Below are 18381 nucleotides of genomic sequence, written 5' to 3'. Positions count from 1 at the left end.
TCCGGCCGCGCTGTAGGCACCGGATTAGATCTCCGTGAGCGAGTCCCGCTCGGTGGGTGACCGGGGCGATGCCGGCGTAGGCGGCCAGGTGTCCGGACGTGGCGAAGACGGAGCCGTCACCGACTTCGAGGAGGATGCGGGCTCCGGTCCTGACTCCGATGCCGGGCATCGAGGTCAGGACCTTGGAAAGAGGGTGCGCATCGAGCATCTCCTCGATGTCGTCGGCAATCGCTTTCCTCTGTTGAAGAACGGTTTTGAGTTGGTCGGCCAGTTTCGGCAGGACGACTTCGGCGGCTTTGCTGCCCGGGACGGTGACGGTCTGGGCGGGCAATGCGGCGAGGATCTCGTCGACCAGGCGGGTGCCCATGCGGGGCGCATGCTTGGTCGCGATCGCGGTCAGTTTCCGACGGTCGGCTTTCCGGATTCCGGTGGGGCCACCGCAGCGGGACAGGATCTCGAGCACCGCTGGATGGGTGACCCTGGGGCCGAGGACTCGTTCGAGGGCGGGGTGGATGCCGGTGAGCAGGCCGTGGATGCGGTTGCTGGCGCGGGTCGCTTCGCCGGCGAGGTCGTCGTCGTAGCCGACGAGGACTCCGAGCTCGGTCAAGGCTTCGTCACCGACATCGACCCGCCGCAGGGCATGTGGCATGGTGCGGGCGGCATCGGCGATGACGAACGCATCACGGGCATCGGTTTTCGCCTGACGGGGTAGAGGTCTGCGATGCGGCGCATCGCCGGCCCGGGCAGATAAGCCACGTCGTGGCCGGCGTCGCGGGCGACGGTGACCGGCAACGCGCCGATGGTGTTGGGTTGGTCGACCACGATCAGGATCGGGCCGTGGGCGGCGAGTTTGAGGTCGTGGGCCGGCGCGGTCCGTTCAAAACTCTCACCGAGGTCGAGTACGCGCTCATGGAATGGTGCGACTGGTACAACAATGCCCGGCTGCATTCCCGGCCGGACTACCTGACTCCTGCCGAGTACGAGGCCGCGTACCACGCTCAACAACCGCCACGCCGACCGGCGCTGGTCTGAAACCGAAGCCGGTCCCCAACCCGTGACGGTTCACCCCACGCCCCTTATAGGCTCTGGCGCTATGGCAAGGCTCGACACCGCACGGGTAATCCAGTCCCTTGCGGCCGCTACGGTCGACGAATACAACTACACCACCGGCGGGGTAGACCCCGACAGCTGGCCGAAGATCGCGAGTCTCCTGCCGGCCCTTGGCTGTGACTGGCCGGCCGCTACCGACCTTGCCGCAATGGTCGGCACCTCGCAGCCGGAACCAGCCATCCTCGACGCCCTCGAGCGGCTCGTGGAGCAGACCGGCCGAGAGCTGGGAGACCTGCCGGCGTTGTGCTTCTGGGACACCGTCTGCGGCCTGATCGGCCGAGGCCGGCGGTTGGGGTTGTTCGACGAAATCGACGCGATATACCGACTGGCGGGCCTGTGGTGGGACGTTCGCGATCTCCCCAGGCCCTACAGCCAGGGCATGCAGATCATCGGGGAGGGCCTGGGGCTCACGTATATGCTCGCCGAGCAGGACGTCCGCGGGGAAGCGACCGCCCTGCTCGCCGAGGCCGATCAGCTTATCCCGGCCGATGCGGTGACCGGCCCACTCTGCGAGGCCGTGCTGGACGCCGTCTACTGACTCGGATCTGGTGGCCTACCTGGACGCCGGCTACGTTCTGATCGACGTCATGGAATCCGGACACGACGTCATCACCGGCTGCACCCACCGGTACTCTTCCGGATGCTCGTCCCTGGTGACCGACGGCACCTGGTTGTGGCGCAAGGACTTCCCGCATTACTTGGAAACCCACCACGTCTCGCTGCCCGAGACGTTCCTCGACCACGTCCGCAGCCTGAACTATCAGATGCCCACCGTCGCCGTCGCGCAGTTCGCTCCGCACTACGACGAGACCATGCCCCTTGTCGGCTGGGCCTCGGCTGTCCCCTGGGAATCGACTGCGACCACGCTCGTACCCGAACCACGCGCCGTGACCGGCAAAGCCCGGTTCGACGCGACGATGCTGGACCAGGACCGGCCACACGGCAGCTGAGGCAAGCGGCGCACGCCACGGAGCATAGGCCCAGCAGCCCAAGCGATCTACAACTGGAGTGCTAGGCCCCAGCAGAGGGGGTCGATGCATAGACCTGGTGTTTATCAATTGATCGGTTGATGAACACCTCCCGCTATGTGGGAACCGCCAGTTCGATCGGGCCGGTGGGTTGTTCAGGAATGTTGTCGCCGTGAAGGGTTCATGGGGTCCCCGTAGTAATGGCGCAGAAACAAGAAGTTCGCGTAGACCCCTGGTCAAGTCGACAGGCTGCTGTTCTTCATGCGGCGATGTCGAATAGGGTCGGCTGCTGCACCGCAGTGGCGGCGCGTTGTTCGGCGCGTTCGCGGATCGCGCAGGTCGGCCCGATCCCCCCGGCGACCGACCGCGGCGACAGCAGCCAACCATGACAGCAGCGGCAGTGCGCGACCAGCTTCACCGTGGGTCGGTCATCGGTATCGGCCATCTCGTCGTTCTCCTCCGACCAGGGCAGTTACGTCGTGAGCATGGCACGACAGGCCGACACGTGCACCGGCACCGCTCACCCGAGACCGTGTTCACTGTGGCGCGGGAGCACGCAGGTAGTTGTAGACGGTTTGGCGGGTGATACCGAATTCGGCGGCCAGTACCGATTTCGACTCTCCGGCTGCGGCCCGCTCGCGCAGTTGGGCGACCTGGTCGCCGGTCAGGGCGGGGGCGCGGCCGGTGTAGGCGCCGCGGGCCTTGGCGGCGGCGATGCCCTCGCGTTGGCGTTCCAGGATCAGGGCACGTTCGAATTCGGCGAATGCCCCCATCACCGACAGCAGCAGGTTGGCCATGGGGGAGTCCTCGCCGGTGAAGGTGAGGTTCTCCTTGACGAACACCACCTTCACGCCCTCACCGGTCAGGATGCGCACCAGCCGGCGCAGGTCGTCGAGGTTGCGGGCCGGCCGGTCCACGGAGTGCACGACCACCTCGCCACCCTCGCGGACGAACGCCGGCAACTCCTCGAGCTTCGGCCGTGAGATATCCTCACCAGAGACCCCTCGACGAAGATCTTGTCCACGTCGATGCCGTCGAGTTGGCGGACGGTGTTCTGGTCGAGTGTGCTCACCCGGATGTAGCCGACCCGCATCCCGAAATCCCCTCCCGCCGACAGGTTGTCAATCTGTACTCTTATGAACCCAGTGGACAAATGTCGAATAAACCGGAATCGGACTCTATTTTGACGCGTTTCGTCTCGGTAACTGGTGCCTGTTCGGGGTCTACCCCAAAGTTGCACATCGTATCGGCGATTCGGTGACGCTCTCCACGGTTTCGTCTCTGGCGAGCGAATCGTCGGCGATGAGTTTTGCCGGCGTGTGAAGTCGGACTCGTGTAGCACCGAGAGACAGGGAGACAGCGTGGATAGGCCGGAAGTTCTGTTGGAGGGGGTCGTGTTCGGCGAATCGCCGCGGTGGCACGAGGGCAGGCTGTGGTTGTCGGACTGGGGAGCGAACCAGGTCATCGCCCTCACCACAGATCACGGCCGCGAGGTGATCACCACAATCGCCTCGTTCCCGATGTGTATCGACTTCCTGCCCGACGGGCGGCTGCTGGTGGTCGACTCGGCGCACCGGCAGCTGCTACGTCGCGAGCCGGACGGCTCATTGACACAGCACGCAGATCTTTTGCCGATCTCGGACAAACCGTGGAACGAGGTCGTTGTCGACGGCCAGGGCCGCAGTTACGTCAACAATATCGGATTCGACTTTCCCGGCGGCGAGTACACACCCGGGATAGTCGTACTGGTGACCGTTGACGGCCACGTCCGCCAGGTGGCCGATGACCTCGCCTTCCCGAACGGGATGGCGATAACGCCGGACGGCACGACCTTGATCGTCGCCGAATCCTATGCCGAACAACTCACAGCCTTCGATATCGCGCCCCACGGGAGCCTCGGCAATCGCCGAACCTGGGCACGGACCCCCGGCGACCATCCCGACGGGATCTGTATCGACACCGAGGGCGCGGTCTGGTACGCCGACGTGGGCAATCAGCGCTGCGTGCGAGTCCACGAAGGCGGTGAAGTGTCGGCCACCGTGGAAATCGATCGCGGCGCCTTCGCTTGCGCGCTCAGCCGGGACGACAACCCACGGCTGTATGTCATCGGTCAGCACTGGGGCGAACCGGAATCCTCGCAACCCACCGGACAGGTGGTGGCATTCCCGGCGCCCGCGCCCGGAGCCGGCAGGCCATAGTGAATGACCCGAAACCCCGAAGCCGGCCCCGCCGCAAAGCAGGAGTCATCCAGCAGAGTGACAGGCAGTGATCTCCCAACACCGAACGTCATAGTGAGGTGTACCCCAGATAGACGCGCAGTCACTTGCTTTGCTCTCGCTCGTCAGGATTGGTGGTCATTCGGGTAAATCCGGGTGCGCAGGTGCTCTACCTGCGCAGCAAGATTGCTCCGTAGGTGGGTGAGAACGGCGATCCTGTCGTCGAGGGCGCGGAGTCGGTGCTCGTACACGTCGAGGGCGGCCTCGCAGGCGGGTGAGCCAAGATCTGGACTCATGAGGCAGGAACCGAAATGTTGAATGTCGGCCACGGACAGACCGGCACCGAACAACCGTCGCAGGTTGGCCACGAGGGGGACTACGTCGCTGCTGTAACGGCGGTAGCCATTCTGGTCACGGTTCGAGGTCAGCAGGCCACGCTGTTCGTAATACCGCAGTGAGCGCGCACTGACCCCCGTGCGCTGGGCGAGTTCGCCGATCCGGATCCCGCCTTGCTCGTTGTCGTCGGTAGTCATGAGTCCAGTTTGCTGCGGTCCTTCGACATCGCCCTCGGTGCGGTGCGGGCGGGATCGCCGGCATGGGTACGGTCCAGCACGATGACCGGGATACGCCTGCCGGCCGTCGCTTCGAACTCGGCGAACGCCGGCATGAGCGCTACCTGCGTCGCCCAGATCCGTTCGCGCTCTACGCTGTCCGCGAGCCGGGCCAAGACCGGGACTTTTTCCGCGCCCACCTCGACAGTAACCCGCGGATTCGCCACCAAGTTGCGGTACCACGCCGGGTGGTGCGGACTCCCACCGTAGGTGGCAAAGACAGCGAAGCCATCGCCAACCGGCTGGTACATCAACGGGCTGATACGCTCGCGCCCGGTCTCGGCCCCGAAGTGGTGCACCAAGACGATCGGCACGCCCTGGCCCTCGCCGAAAGCGGGAAGCCGAGGCGGGACGGGGCGCCCCGCGGCGAGATCGTCGTCGTTACTCCACGCCACGTAGCCGGCGTTCGCTCGGAACTCGGCGATGACCCGGTCGTTCCAGGTGTTGATATCGGCAGGCATGGAGATAAAGCTACGACCTTGACACAAGCGTCAAGGTCAAGCTTGCTGCGCAACTGCATACCGCCTGATGACGACACCTCAACCAGTACAGGCGACTTGGGGGGCGCCGTAGTATTCGCCGAAAACCGGGCGGATAGGCCGTATCTCCTGATGAGGACGTCACCGAAGGTCCGCTTCGACTCGTTCGATCTTCCTTTGCGGCTGCGCCGACCAGGAAGAACAGGCATATCCGTTGCTTTTCGGCGATTACTACCGGGACCCCCATAGGCGCACGCATCGCGGGGAACGCGCCACTCACGCTCCTCCAGCCAGTCCGATCCCTTGCCCAACCTCACTACCCACCGACGCAACCGCGATGTAGGCGCCAACTCGTCCATGACGGCCCGGAGCTCCGGGCCTTCACCCAGGGTGTGTGACACTCAGTGATCGACCAGAACACCGGCCTGCCGCCCGGTGGTGGGATTCAAGACGTAGACCCTGTTCCGCTCGATGGACCGTGTCCGAATCTCTGTGGTGTCCCTACCCCATCGAGTCTCCCTCGACCACACCAACGCACTGATCTCCTGGATCGGTGGTAGGTCCGCCTCGGTCAAGTTCGCACCGGTTAGGTCCACACGGACCAGTTTCGCGCGGGCCAGGTCCGCGCCGGTCAGATCCGCGTCGGACAGTTTCGCGTCGGTCAGGTCCGCGCCGGACAGGGTCGCCTGGACCAGGGTCGCTCCGGACAGGTCCGCGTCGATCAGGGTCGCGCGGGCCAGGGTCGCGCGAGCCAGGGTCGCGCCGATCAGTTTCACGCTGGTTAGGTTCGCGCCGGTCAGGTTCGCGCCGGTCAGGGTCGCGCGGGCCAGGGTCGCGCCGATCAGTTTCACGCTGGTTAGGTTCGCGCCGGTCAGGTCCGCGCTGGACAGGGTCGCGTCCATCAGGTCGGCGAGTAGCAAGCGCGCGCGGGTAAGGACTACGCCGTCCAAGTCCGCGTGGATCAGTTTCGCGCCGGTCAGGTCCGCGTCGGTCAGGTCCGCGTCGGTCAGATCCGCGCCGGTCAGGTTCGCGTCGGTCAGGTCCGCTCCGGACAGGGTCGCCTGGACCAGGGTCGCGCCTGCCAGGTCCTTGCCCCTCAAGTCCGTGTTACGGAGGTCCGCGTTGAGCACGCTCGCCTGGGACTGGGGATGCTGCGTGGCGGTCGAATCCTCGCCGGTTCCCACCGGGTTGATAGACGGCCCGGCGGCGGCATCGGCTCCTCCCCTGCTGTGGTATTCGTCGTTTGACAGTGGTCGAGGTGTGAAGGCCGGAGTAGCGCCGGCCAAGGCAGCCAGGTACCGGTAACCGAACTTGCGAAGATTCATCACTGTTCCCCATCGTCGCCCGGCCCGGGCAGGACCGACAGGAAGTAGGCTCCAAGCTTCTTGAGCACTGCTGACGCTGCAGCGCCGACGAGCCCCCACAGGGCATACAGCCACATGCGCACAATATAGGCCCGCAACCACCGCGCCGCGTGGCGAGAACACTGAACTGTAAGGCATTTTAGCGGATTCGGGTACTAAGAGGGTGTCTCATGTGGATGGAGATAGTTGCACCGTATAACCTGCTCGGTGATGGATGCTCTGGCTCGACGTCTGGTTCGGCGATGCGTTGTGGGACATCGCCGAACCACTGATACCGAAGTTCGCAGCGCGCAGGCAGGGCGGTGGGACCGCGCCGGTCGATGACCGCGCGGTATTGGCCGCGATCGTGTTCGTGCTGACCAGCGGGTGTGCGTGGCGGCAGTTGCCGCCGGCGTTCGGGGTGAGCGTGCCGACAGCGCACCGTCGATTCTGCGCCTGGGCCGAGGCGGACTTCTTCGACCGGTTGCACCGGGAGGTGTTGGATCGGCTCGGTGTCGGTGGTGAGGCCAACTGGTCGGCGGCGATCGTGGATTCGGCGAGCGTGTGGGCCAAACAAGGGGCTCGCTGACCGGCCGTAACCCCGTCGACCGGGGGCAAGGCAGGATCCAAGATCCATGTGCTGTCGGAGGCGAATGACATCCCGTTGGTCACCGCCGTGACCGGCGCGAATATCCACGACAGCGTGATGCTGCGGCCGTTGGTGGCCGCGATTCCGGCGATCCGGTCCCGGCGCGGGCACGCCGCCGGCGGCCCGAACGGCTACGCGCCGACACCGGCTACGACTATCCCGTCCACCGCCACTGGCTGCACTGTCGGCGCATCATCCCGCGCATCGCCCGCCGCGGCATCGACGACTTCACCCGCCTGGGTCGGCATCGATGGAAGATCGAACGCACCCTCGCCCGGCTTGCCGGATACCGGCGCCTGGCCATCCGCTACGAACGCTATGGACACCTGTTCGCGGCCTTTGTCGACCTTGCCGCCGCGCTCATCTGCTACAAAGAAACTCCCACATGAGACATTCTCTTAGAAGCACCGGCGATGGCCTCGTCTCGCTCATCCTCGAGAGATCCGGCGTCTTCTGGCACACCTCATCGTCCTGAAGCCCGACCTCGCCGGCATTCAGAAAGCTACGACTTCGACATTCGGCGGTGGTGGTTACGTGCTCGCGGGATCGTGCCTCGTATCGGTTCCGATCTGGGGTCGGAGCGGCCGCACAGCCGCCCCGACCCGCGGGCCCGGGAGGCATCGCGGACGATATCGGTTCCTATCGGTGAACTCGACTGGGGAATTCGGGAGTCTCGCGGCAGGCGAACGCCCGGAGTCCTTCGCGGCCGTCGGGTGAGGCGAAGGCTTTCTGGCCGTACAGGGCTTCGGCATGGAACGCGGCATCGAGCGGCATATCCGCCAGCTGATGCACCGATTGCTTGATGACCGCCAGGGCGTTGCCGGACAGGGCTGCCAGCCCCTCGGCCCACTCCATGGCCAGTTCCAGTACCCGCTCCGGCGGCGCCACCCGGTTGATCAGCCCGAATTCGAGTGCTGTGGTGGCATCGATCTGTTCGGCACGCAACAGCAGTTCCATCGCTCGCGCGTAGGAGATCTGGCGGGTGAGCCGGGCCAGTGTCCCGCCGGCGGGCACCACTCCGACGCGGGGCTCGGGGAGGCCGAATCGTGCGTCGGAGCCGGCGATCCGCAGATCCGTCGATAGCATGATTTCAAAGCCGCCGCCGAGGGCGAGTCCGTTGATCGCGCAGATCACGGGTTTGAACAGCCGGGTGTGTTTCTGGTGCGCGCCGTCCCAGCGAGAGATGTCGAAGCGTCCCTCGGCCAGTGCGGGAATCGACTCGGTGAGATCGGCGCCTACACAGAAGGCACGGCCTGTGCCGGTGAGCACGGCGGCTGCGATCGAATCGTCGTCTCGCGCGCTGTCGAACGCCGCGGCGAGTTCGTCGTACATCGACAAGGTCAGGGCGTTGAGTTTGTCGGGACGGTCGAGGGTGATAAGTGCCGTGGTGCCACGTTTTTCGTAGCGGACCGTCATCAGATGGCTCCCGTTTCGCGTAGTTTCGCGATGTCGTCTTCCGCGTACCCGGCGAGTGTTCGCAGCACGATATCGGTGTGCTGGCCGACCTCGTTCGCCCGGCGGCCGGGATCGGCAGGTGTTTCGCTGAGCTTGATCGGCTGACCGAACATGCCCAGCGTGCCGAGTTCACCGTAGTCGGCGCGCACCACCATTTCCCGGGCCTTCGTCTGCTCGGACTCCACGACTTCGCCGATATCCTTGACCGCGGTCAGCGGTATGCGGTCACCGGCCATTTCCTCGAGTTGCTCCTTGGTGTAGCCGGCGAACCATATGTGCAGCAGCGGCCGGACCTTGTTCTCGTAGATGTCGCTGTCGAAACGCTGTTCCATGGTGGCGAGGTCGGGATCGGTCGCGGCATCCGGGTCGTTGAAGATTCCACAGGTGATCCGCCAGAACTTGTCGGTATATCCGCCGAAGAACACATGCCCGTCCTTGCACGGGAACAGCTCATAGGGCCGAACGAACGGATGCTGATTGCCGAGCCGGCCCGCGACCTTCCCGGTTACGGTGTAGTCGATGACGGCGGATTCGGTCATCGCGACGACCGAATCGGTCTGGGCGACATCGACGAGTTGCCCGCGGCCGGTGCGTTCGGCGTGCCGGAGGGCGGCGAGCGTGCCGATGACGCCGAACAGTGTCGCGGACAGATCGCCGATGATCGTTCCCACCCGGACGGCCGGCTGGTCCGGGTAGCCGTTCATCGACCAGAGGCCGCCCGATGCCTGCGCGGTGTTGTCGTAGGCGGGTCGGCGGCTGAGCGGCCCCGTCTGTCCGTATCCGGAGATGGCGGTGTACACCAGCCGCGGGTTGACCTCGCGCAGGGTTTCATAGCCCACGCCGAGTTTGTCCATGGTGCCCGGACGGAAGTTCTCCACCAGAATGTCGGCTTCGGCGACGAGATCGCGCAGCACCCGTTTGCCGTCGTCGGTGCCGAGGTCGATGGTGATCCCCAGCTTGCCGCGGTTGTACTGGCCGTAGAAGGCGCTGAACCTGCGGTCCCCGTTCTTCAGGTACGGCGGGAAGTCCCTGGTGTAGTCGGGGTCGCGGGGATTTTCCACCTTGATCACGGTCGCCCCGAGATCGGCCAGGATCTGTGAGCAGTACGGTCCGGCGACGACCCGGGAGATGTCGAGGACGACGACGCCCCGCAGGGCGCCCGCACCGGCGCCGGTCAGGTCGTGCAAGGTGGTCATTTCGCTGTCTCCTCCGTGCTGACGGTCGTCGTGACGCCGTCGACCCGGACCCGGGCATCGAGCTGGGTTCCACAGTCCGGGCAGTAGTACTGGTCCAGATACACACGGCCATCTTCGGTCCGCGGGCGGATCCGGACACCGAGACGGGCCAGGGTATCGGACGCGATATCGGTGACCGTGCGGCAGTGATCGATCCATCCGACACCGTCGCCCAGCGAGCCCGCGCATGCCGGACACTGCCAGATGCCGTCCGTTCCGCGCGTCGGGGACAGGAACACCGAGGAATCGGAGCCGACCTGCCGAGCCGGCTCCGCCTGCAACCGAGCCGCGCGGACCCGCGCACGCATCTCGTCGGTGGCGTCGGCGTCGACCTCGCCGTCCGCGGTCAGCGCCACCCCGTAGACCTTCGCGGCGGCTTCGGCGGTGATGTAGGCGTCGTGTACGTCCTGGGCGACCGAGGCCGCAGACCGCAGCAGCGGATCACCGTAACCACCACCACCGGCGCACCACTGGACGAACACGTCGCCGGATCCGATGGTGAGGCCGGTGTGGTTGATGTCGAGCAGCTGCCGGTGGCCGGCCTCGAGGTGCTGCTCGTTCAACGGTATCCCCTCGCCGAGCAAGGTGCCGATATTGCTGTCGCGCCAGATCTCGTGGCCGCTGCCGCCGCCGGGCAGGCCACCGCCGAAACCTTCCGCGGGCACCTGGGCGGTGGGCGCGAAGACGGTCTGGACGACCGACTGCGCACCGTGCAGCGTCCACGCGAACTCCGCACCCAGACCGCCCCGGGTGCGGCCGTGGCCGGCGCTGGACAGCGACAGCCGCTTCCACAGGTACAGCACCGGGTAGAGCATTTCGTTCATCTCTACATCCGGCAACATGTTGTTGACCTGGGTCATCATTCCGGCGCAGTCCAGGCCGTCGCTGTCGGGTTGGGCGCCGGCGCCGACCGCGCCACCGTCCATGTTGAACAGTACGGTGTAGTCGCCCTTGTCGGTGACCCCGGCCGAGATCCCGCCGGTCCACGAATCCGCCCACACGCCCTGGGTGCGGTTGCGAATCTGGTCGTCGGCACTGGTGCGGCACAGTTCGTTGAGCAACTTGGTGACCACCCGGCTGACGCGGGCGCCGGTGGTGAGGTGTCCGTTGCTGATCGGGGCCGGCGGGACCGGGTCGACGATGCTGCCGCGGCGGGTGCGGACCCCGAAGGCGGTGACCACCCCTTCGTTGAAGGGGACGTCCCAGGCCAGGATGGGCACCAGCGCGCTGGCGACGCTGCCGAGCAGGGCTCCGTAGGAGCAATTCACGAATCCGGCGGTCTGGTCGCTGGATCGTGTGAAGTCGAAGGTGATGTCGTGGCCCGCCTTGGTCAGCGTGCAGTGCACGCGGTAGAGGCCGTTCTCGTGGCCGTTGTGTTCGGTCCATTCCTCGGCCTCCCACACACCGTCGGGCAACAGCCGTACCCGTTCCCGGACCACCTGCTCGGCGAGGCGGAAGCCGAGTTCGGAGTAGCTGCGGAAATTGTCGAGGCCGAACTCCTCGACGGCTTCGAGCAAGCGGGAGGCTCCGGTGTTGTTGCTGGCGACGAGGCTTCGGACGTCGTTCCAGTACAGCACCGGCTGGCGCACGTTGTTCAACAGCAGCCGTTTGGTCGACTCGACCGGTTTCCCCTGCTCGAACACCTTCACTCCCGGCGGGATCCGGACGGCCTCGCTGTAGCAGTCCAGGGCGGCCGGGGCGAAACCGCCCGGGGTCATGCCGCCGACATCGACGAGGTGGGCTTGGGATTGGGCCCAGGCGATCAGTTCACCCGCGAAGAACACCGGTGAGATAACGGTGGTGTCCGGCGGGTGACTCGAGCCGGAGGTGTGCGGGTCATTGCAGATGAAGGCGTCGCCGGGGCGCACCTGCTCGCCGGCGAGGGTCTCGATCAGGTTGCGGACTGCCACCCCTCCCGAGCCGATGTGGAACTGGACGTAGTCGGAGTAGCTGTAGATCCGCCCGTCCGGGGTGAACAGCGCGGTGTTGAAATCACCGGCTTCGGTGATGACCGGCGATCCGCTCGAACGGATCATTGCGATGCCCATCTCCTCGACGATGGCGTCCAGACGCATCCGGATGACCTCGAGGGTGACCGGGTCATGGGTATCGATGGTGACCGTCATGATGTCTCTCCTGTTGGCTGAGGGATCGGGTTCAGTGCGAGGCCAGCTCGATGAGCAGGTGATCGGCACCGACCCGGAGCGTGGCGTCGCGCGGAACGAAGATGGTGGTGTCGGGTTCCTCCAGCACACAGGGACCCTGGATCGGTTCGGTGGCGTGGAAGATGTTGCGATGGACATCGACCTCGACGCGTTCGGCGGTGGCCGGGTCGATGATTTCGCGGCGCGTCGTCGTGACCGCCGCCGCGTCGGCGGCCGACTGCGTCACGTCCTGCACCTCGCTGACACCGATCGCGCGGACCCGGGCGTTGATGACGAGGATCTCGGCTTCGGTCCACGCCGTGCCGAGTCCGAATTCCGCCTCGTAGTCCTCGATGAAACGCCGGCGCAGCGCGTCCTTGTCGGCATCGGTGAACGCGGCCTCGGGCAGGCGGGTGGTGACCTCGAAGATCTGACCGGCGAACTTCATATCGGCTTCGCGGATCAGCTCGCGCCGGTCGGCGGGAATGCCTTCGGCGTCGAACCAGTCGACGGCCCGCTGCTGCAGGCGGCCAAAGGTCTGCTCCAGCTCCGCGGCGGGGGAGCCGAAGTCCCACGGGCTGGTCTGCACGATGGAATAGATGCTGTCGGCGTGCATCAGACCGTAGGCGGAGAACACGGCGGCGTTACGCGGGATCACCACATTCCGCACACCGGCGTGTTCGGCGATGGCCGCCGCGAACAGCCCGCAGGCACCGCCGAAGGCGACCATCGCGAATTCGCGGGGGTCGTGCCCACGGTTCACGGTGATCTTGCGCAGTGCGTTGGCCATCTGCGCCACGGTCAGCCGGTAGATGCCCTGGGCTGCGCGGTCGGTGGTTAGGCCGAGCGGTTCGCCGACCGCACGCGCGATCGCGGCCGCGGCGCCGGCGGCGTCGAGTTCGACCGTGCCGCCGAGATAGTAGTCCGGATTGAGCAGACCCATGGTCAGGGTGGCATCGGTGACGGTGGGCCGGTCGCCACCGCGTCCATAGCACACCGGACCGGGCGTAGAACCGGCGCTGTGCGGCCCCACCCGCAGCACTCCGCGCTCGTCGACCCAGGCGATCGAGCCGCCGCCGGCGCCGATCGATTCGATATCGACCGCGGTCAGGCTCGTCGGCCATTCCCCCACCAGTGCCCGCGGCGACACCCGGAATTCGCCGTCGACGATCGCCGCGGCGTCCAGGCTGGTACCACCCATATCGGCGGTCAATACCTTGTTCCAGCCCAGGCTGTTGCCCATCAGGCGGGCCCCGGTGACCCCGCCGACCGGACCCGAGTTGAACATGGCGATCGGCGCCTTGCCGGTCTCCTCCACGGAGAGGAATCCTCCGTGTACCTGCATGATCTGCACCGGGCAGCGCAGGCCGCGTTCCCGCAGATCGGCGGCTAGATGGCCGAAGTGACTGCTCACGATCGGTTTGACCGCGGCATCGAGGGTGGTGGTCACCATGCGTTCGTACTCGCGGTAGACCGGGGTCAGTGTCGACGACGTAGAGTACGGCAGGTCCGGGTGGTGCTTGTCGAGGTAGTCGGCGACGGCCTGTTCGTGCGCGGGGTTGCGGAAGCTCCACAGGAAGCACACCGCGATCGCTTCGGCGCCACCGGCGAGCAGCTCGTCGACGGTCTCCCGGATATCGTCCTCCTTGATGGGGACCACGACGGTGCCGTTCGCGTCGACCCGTTCCGCGATCTCCCGGATGGCGCTGCGCGGCAGGATATCGGCCCGGGGCAGCAGATCGTGCGGGTCACGGGCATTGCCGCGGGCCGACCGGCTGATGCGCAGGGTGTCGCGGAATCCCGCGGTCGTCAGCAGCCCGATCGGCGCGAACTTGCGCTCATCGACGGCATTGGTGACGATCGTGTTGCCGAGAACGAAGCGACTGATGTGCGAGAAGAACTCCGCCTCCTCGAGCGCGAGCCTGGTCCGCAGAACTTCGAGTGCGCCGTTGATACCGGTCGTCACGTCCTTGGTCGAGAAGGCCTTTCCACGCACCGCGCGGCCATCTGCGATCGCCACGGCGTCGGTGAATGTTCCGCCGACGTCGATGCCGACATGAATGGACATGAGAACTCCTTTGTTTTCGATGACCGGTGATCTGCGTCTCAATTTATGGACGAATGTGCTCTTCAGCTATGGGGTGAGACCACCCGCCTGCCGCGCTTTCATGTGGGAATGCTCCACACCATCGGCGTGCGCGCGCTGCGCCGCGAGAGCCGCGACGGTCGGTGACGCCGGCGGATGACCGATATGCCCGGCAAGCCACAGCGAGGTGTCGATCAAGGCGTCGATATCGATACCGGTGTCGATGCCCAGGCCGTGCAGCATCCACAGCAGGTCCTCGGTCGCCAGATTGCCGGTGGCGCCCGCGGCATACGGACAACGGCCGAGTCCGCCCGCCGAGCTGTCGAACTCGGTGATCCCGTATCGCAGGGCCGCGTACACGTTCGACAGCGCTTGACCGTAGGTATCGTGGAAGTGCGTCGCCAGCTGGTCGGCGCGCGCGCCGGCGTCCTGCACGGCGTCGAGCACCTCGATCACGTGCCCGGGAGTCGCGACTCCGATCGTGTCGCCGAGCGACAATGTGCCGCATCCGATATCGAGCAGGCGGCGCGCGACCCGCGCGACATCGGACACCGCGACCCGCCCCTCCCAGGGGTCGCCGAAGCACATCGAGATGTAGCCTCGCACCGGCATTCCGGCCGTGGCCGCGGCAGTGACAACAGGCGCTGCGGCGTCGATGGCCCCGTCCACCGTGGTGTTGAGATTGCGGTGCGCGAAGGTTTCGGTGGCCGAGACGAATACCGCGATCTCCCTCGCCCCGGCGCGGACGGCCCGCTCCAATCCGCGCAGGTTCGGTGCCAGTACCACCGAGCGGACGCCCCGGCGGTCCAGGGTGCCGTCCGCGGTCAGCACGTCCATCAAGTCGGCCGCGTCCGCGAGCTGGGGAACCCATTTCGGCGAGACGAAGCTGGTGACCTCGAGGTTCGTCACCCCTGCCGCGATCAACCGGCGGCAGAACCCGGCCTTCACCTCGACCGGGATGCGTGCCGACTCCGCCTGCAGCCCATCGCGCGGGCCGACCTCGTACACCCGGACTCGGTCCGGAAGGCCCGCTCGTGGATGCGGATCCGGCAGGACTCGGGGCGACGGCGCGGCGTGCCCGGTCACCGCGCGCCCCGGAGTTCCGCGAGCACCCGTTCCGCGTGGTCCACCCGGATATTGCGATCGGCGATGAGTCGTTGCACCACCGAATCGAGTTCGGCGGAGTTCGCCCCCGCGCTGACCGCAACCGTCCGGGCATGCAGGCTCATATGCCCGCGCTGGATACCTTCGGCAGCGAGGGCCCGGCAGGCGCCGAGGTTCTGCGCCAAACCGACCGCCACGATGATCTCGGCCAGCTCGGTGGCGGTTTCGACCCCGAGAATTTTCACCGCCGCGCGGGCGACCGGATGCACTTTGGTGGCACCGCCGACGAGTCCCACCGCCATCGGGACCTCCAGAGTGCCTGCCAGATGACCGTCGGGGGTGCGTTCGAAACGCGACAGCGCCGTGTACCGGCCGTCCGGCCCGACTGCGTGCGAATGGCAGCCGGCCTCGACCGCCCGCGTGTCGTTGCCGGTGGCGAGCACCGCCGCGGTGATGCCGTTCATGATTCCTTTGTTGTGGGTCGCGGCACGGTACGGATCGGCTTCGGCGAACGCGGAGGCGTGCACGATGTTGTCGACGATCTCCGCGCCGCCCAGCAGATCCCGGTCGAAAACGGCGCGGGCGCGCATGAGGCGGCGATCGGCTTTATTGGTCAGGATGCGCAGCAGGGGGCGTCCGCCGGCGATGTCGGCCAGGCGTGGGGCGACGGCCTCGGCCATTGTGTTGACCGCGTTGGCGCCCATTGCGTCGCGGACATCGACCACCAGGTGGGTGATCACGTGCGTGCCTGTCCGGGTCGGCAGGACCCGGGCTTCGAGGTCGCGGACCCCGCCGCCGAACTGTACGAGCATCGGGTCGAGGGCGTTGGCCGCGTCGATGATCTCTTCGGCCGACTCGAGGATACGCAGCCGTGCGGCTTCGGGATCGGTCACGTCGACGAGCTGGATCTGGGCCTGCATCACCGGACCGGTGTGGGAGGTACGGAACCCGCCGTGCACCCGGGCCATTCGTGCGGCGTTACTCGCCGCGGCGATCACCGACGGTTCTTCGGTGGCCATCGGCACGAGCCGGTCCGTGCCGTTGACGGTGAAATTGGTGGCGATGCCCACCGGGACCCCGAGCGTACCGATCACGTTCTCCACCATGTGACCGGCCGCTTCGACGCCGAGCCCGGAAGCGGGGTCGAAAACCGCCAGGTCCTCGTCGGACACTCCGGTGCGCTCGGCGACGATGTCGCGGCGCTCGGCGATGGTCGCGTCCTTGAACCCCGAGATCCGGCTGTTGGTGCTCACGTTTCCTCCACAACGAGTTCGGAGAAGATGCCAAGGAGCAGCTCCTCGTGTGACGTGTCACCTCTCGACGCTAGGGTGCGCTCGCTCACAGCACTATGTGGTGAGCACCCACGTATTCCACTGATTCACGGGGTCACAACACATCATCGTCCGTGCGGTCGCGCGCACCGAGATGCCGCAACTCCTCCAGCCGCACAGCGGTGGAAACGCGGTACAGGTGCTGATCGCTGCGCCAGTTCTCACCGAGCAACGTTTTGATGCGGTCTAGGCGCTGCAGGATGGTGTTGGGGTGGTAGTTCAAGGCCCGCGCGGTCTTGGTCGGGCTGGCGTCGTTGCGGACGAACGTACGCAGCGTCGCGGTCAGATCGGTGTTGTGCATGGCGTCGTAGTCCAGCACCGGCCCGATCGTCGCGGCGATGAACCGGTTCAGAGCCCCCGGATCGTGGGCGAACAGGACCGAAAAGATCTCGTATTCGGACGTATCGGCCGTCGTGTCGTCGATCTGCAGGGCGGCGAGCAGACGAGCCGTGCGCAGGGAGGTGGTGAATGCCGCGGGCAGGTCGTCCGGGGTCGGCGCTACCGGTGCGGCTATCGCCAGGATCGGCGTCCGCACCGTCTTGGCCAGCATCTCTCGTATCCCCGCGGCCGTTGCCAGCGGATCGCGGGAACCGGTCACCACGGCGATCACCCCCGCCACCTCGGCGACCAGCGTGCCGTCCGGATACATACGGGCAATATGGCGCACGGCGGTGGTGCGCGAATCCGCTTCCAGTGTCAGGGTGACGACCGTATTCAGATCCGCGAGTGCGATGCCGTGGTTGCGCAGTCGTCGGTCGAGATCGCGCCGTCGCTCGGGTGCGGAATCGAGTACCGCGGATACCAGTTCCGCGCGCGTGCGCCGATCGGCGTCATCAGCGGCATTGTGCTGCAAGGTCAGCAGCGAGCATACCTGAGCCGCCCGCTCGATGGTCCGCTCGTCGACCGGTCCCAGCGCGAGCTCGCCGTGACTGAGCAGTAAGGCCCCGTAGTAGTCGGTGCCGGCGGTAATCGCCGCGACGGCTTCGACCGGCGATCGTTCGTCGGCGACGAAGCAGCAGTGTCCGGTGGCGCGGCTGCGCTCCAGCGCCGAGCGCACCGGCGCGGACCGCGCTGCCGCCGCGCCGGCTTTGCTCGAAGCCCCGGACCGTGCCGTGATGTTCGCTTCGGCATCGATGATCGTCACCGTACGTCCCAGCGCCTGTGCCACCGTGGTGGCCACCGTGGGAAAACCCTCACCGGTCAGCACGGTCTGGATCAGCTGCTGGTGTACGATGTTCGCACGATCACGCTCCTGGACGTGTTCGCTCAATCGCGCGAACGCCTGCCGGGTGTGCTCCTCGGAATCGCGCAATTGTTCGAGAATTCCCGCGGTCTGTATCACCACCGAGGCATGGTCGGCCAACGCCGACAACAGCGCGGTCTCCTCGGCCGTGAATACATGCTCGTGCCGGGTGGCGGCAAAAATGACGCCCAGGACCGTGCCTTCGGCGAGCATCGGTACCCCGAGAATGGAGACGATCCCTTCGGCCGCCACCGCGTCATCGATATCGCGGTCGTGCGGATCACCGGCGTAATCGCTGTAGCGCTGAGTCCACTGCGCGGTCCGCGACGCCGCGATGCCCGAGGCCAGACCCTTACCCGGCGGCACCCGCAGGTTCCGGAACTGCGGGGTGACCGCCCCCACGCTCT

Annotated in this window: 15 protein-coding genes and 3 pseudogenes; 5 read left to right on the top strand and 13 right to left on the bottom strand. The window is 66.4% G+C overall.

Going from position 1 to position 18381, the window contains the following annotated elements:
- Nucleotides 1-43 precede the first annotated feature (43 nt).
- Nucleotides 44-852, bottom strand: a pseudogene (locus tag ON20_RS27905) (IS110 family RNA-guided transposase); the annotation flags it as partial.
- On the opposite strand from ON20_RS27905, the gene ON20_RS41150 reads away from it, so the two are divergent.
- From ON20_RS41150 to ON20_RS27890, 3 genes are all read left to right on the top strand, one after another.
- Nucleotides 760-1032, top strand: a complete 273-nt coding sequence (locus ON20_RS41150; protein WP_438803449.1) for an IS3 family transposase — start codon at nt 760-762, stop codon at nt 1030-1032. The pseudogene ON20_RS27905 and the gene ON20_RS41150 overlap by 93 nt on opposite strands.
- Before the next feature lie 61 nt (nt 1033-1093).
- Nucleotides 1094-1648, top strand: coding sequence for a hypothetical protein (locus tag ON20_RS27895; RefSeq protein WP_157229081.1), 555 nt, complete (start codon nt 1094-1096; stop codon nt 1646-1648).
- A 10-nt stretch (nt 1649-1658) separates the two neighbouring features.
- Nucleotides 1659-2060 (top strand): hypothetical protein, encoded by a 402-nt coding sequence (locus ON20_RS27890; protein ID WP_051163501.1) that lies wholly within the window; start codon nt 1659-1661, stop codon nt 2058-2060.
- Between the two features lie 277 nt (nt 2061-2337).
- Here the strand turns inward: ON20_RS27890 and ON20_RS27885 are convergent, their stop codons facing one another.
- Nucleotides 2338-2523, bottom strand: coding sequence for a DUF6011 domain-containing protein (locus ON20_RS27885; RefSeq protein WP_040839927.1), 186 nt, complete (start codon nt 2521-2523; stop codon nt 2338-2340).
- 91 nt (nt 2524-2614) lie between these two features.
- Nucleotides 2615-3171, bottom strand: a pseudogene (locus tag ON20_RS27880) (recombinase family protein).
- A 268-nt stretch (nt 3172-3439) separates the two neighbouring features.
- On the opposite strand from ON20_RS27880, the gene ON20_RS27875 reads away from it, so the two are divergent.
- Entirely contained in the window at nt 3440-4276 is an 837-nt protein-coding gene (locus ON20_RS27875) for an SMP-30/gluconolactonase/LRE family protein (RefSeq protein WP_040840513.1), read from the top strand.
- 143 nt (nt 4277-4419) lie between these two features.
- Here the strand turns inward: ON20_RS27875 and ON20_RS27870 are convergent, their stop codons facing one another.
- The 3 genes from ON20_RS27870 to ON20_RS27860 all read right to left on the bottom strand — a co-directional run bounded on the left by ON20_RS27870 (nt 4420) and on the right by ON20_RS27860 (nt 6709).
- Nucleotides 4420-4827 carry a MerR family transcriptional regulator gene (locus ON20_RS27870; RefSeq protein WP_245547531.1) on the bottom strand — a complete coding sequence of 136 codons (408 nt, stop codon included), beginning with the start codon at nt 4825-4827 and terminating at the stop codon, nt 4420-4422.
- Nucleotides 4824-5366: a nitroreductase family deazaflavin-dependent oxidoreductase gene (locus ON20_RS27865; RefSeq protein WP_218002666.1), complete on the bottom strand. Its 543-nt coding sequence runs from the start codon at nt 5364-5366 to the stop codon at nt 4824-4826. The genes ON20_RS27870 and ON20_RS27865 overlap by 4 nt, the downstream gene beginning before the upstream one ends.
- Nucleotides 5367-5785: 419 nt before the next feature.
- Nucleotides 5786-6709: a pentapeptide repeat-containing protein gene (locus tag ON20_RS27860; RefSeq protein ID WP_051163500.1), complete on the bottom strand. Its 924-nt coding sequence runs from the start codon at nt 6707-6709 to the stop codon at nt 5786-5788.
- 249 nt (nt 6710-6958) lie between these two features.
- Here ON20_RS27860 and ON20_RS35130 point away from each other — a divergent pair.
- Nucleotides 6959-7765: pseudogene (locus ON20_RS35130) on the top strand (IS5 family transposase).
- 250 nt (nt 7766-8015) lie between these two features.
- On the opposite strand, the gene ON20_RS27845 reads toward ON20_RS35130, so the two are convergent.
- From ON20_RS27845 to ON20_RS27815, 7 genes are all read right to left on the bottom strand, one after another.
- Nucleotides 8016-8792 (bottom strand): enoyl-CoA hydratase/isomerase family protein, encoded by a 777-nt coding sequence (locus ON20_RS27845; RefSeq protein WP_040840509.1) that lies wholly within the window; start codon nt 8790-8792, stop codon nt 8016-8018.
- Nucleotides 8792-10027, bottom strand: a complete 1236-nt coding sequence (locus tag ON20_RS27840; protein ID WP_051163498.1) for a CaiB/BaiF CoA transferase family protein — start codon at nt 10025-10027, stop codon at nt 8792-8794. The genes ON20_RS27845 and ON20_RS27840 overlap by 1 nt, the downstream gene beginning before the upstream one ends.
- On the bottom strand, nt 10024-12192 hold the full coding sequence (locus ON20_RS27835; protein ID WP_040840507.1) for a hydantoinase B/oxoprolinase family protein: 2169 nt from the start codon (nt 12190-12192) through the stop codon (nt 10024-10026). Before ON20_RS27835 ends, ON20_RS27840 begins: the two co-directional genes overlap by 4 nt.
- Nucleotides 12193-12223: 31 nt before the next feature.
- Nucleotides 12224-14278 carry a hydantoinase/oxoprolinase family protein gene (locus tag ON20_RS27830; RefSeq protein ID WP_040840505.1) on the bottom strand — a complete coding sequence of 685 codons (2055 nt, stop codon included), beginning with the start codon at nt 14276-14278 and terminating at the stop codon, nt 12224-12226.
- A gap of 66 nt (nt 14279-14344) precedes the next feature.
- Nucleotides 14345-15382 carry a hydroxymethylglutaryl-CoA lyase gene (locus ON20_RS27825; RefSeq protein WP_083865365.1) on the bottom strand — a complete coding sequence of 346 codons (1038 nt, stop codon included), beginning with the start codon at nt 15380-15382 and terminating at the stop codon, nt 14345-14347.
- The gene (locus ON20_RS27820; protein ID WP_040840503.1) at nt 15379-16653 is read right to left on the bottom strand and encodes a hydroxymethylglutaryl-CoA reductase, degradative; all 1275 of its coding nucleotides are present in this window, start codon (nt 16651-16653) and stop codon (nt 15379-15381) included. The genes ON20_RS27825 and ON20_RS27820 overlap by 4 nt, the downstream gene beginning before the upstream one ends.
- A gap of 133 nt (nt 16654-16786) precedes the next feature.
- A partial coding sequence (locus ON20_RS27815; protein ID WP_040840501.1) for a helix-turn-helix domain-containing protein occupies nt 16787-18381 on the bottom strand: 1595 nt, incomplete at its 5' end.

The sequence above is a fragment of the Nocardia brevicatena NBRC 12119 genome (genome assembly GCF_000308495.1).
GTDB classification, from domain to species: domain Bacteria; phylum Actinomycetota; class Actinomycetes; order Mycobacteriales; family Mycobacteriaceae; genus Nocardia; species Nocardia brevicatena.
The sequence above is the reverse complement of the archived record's forward strand: the minus strand, read 5'-3'. Positions and strand labels throughout refer to the sequence as shown.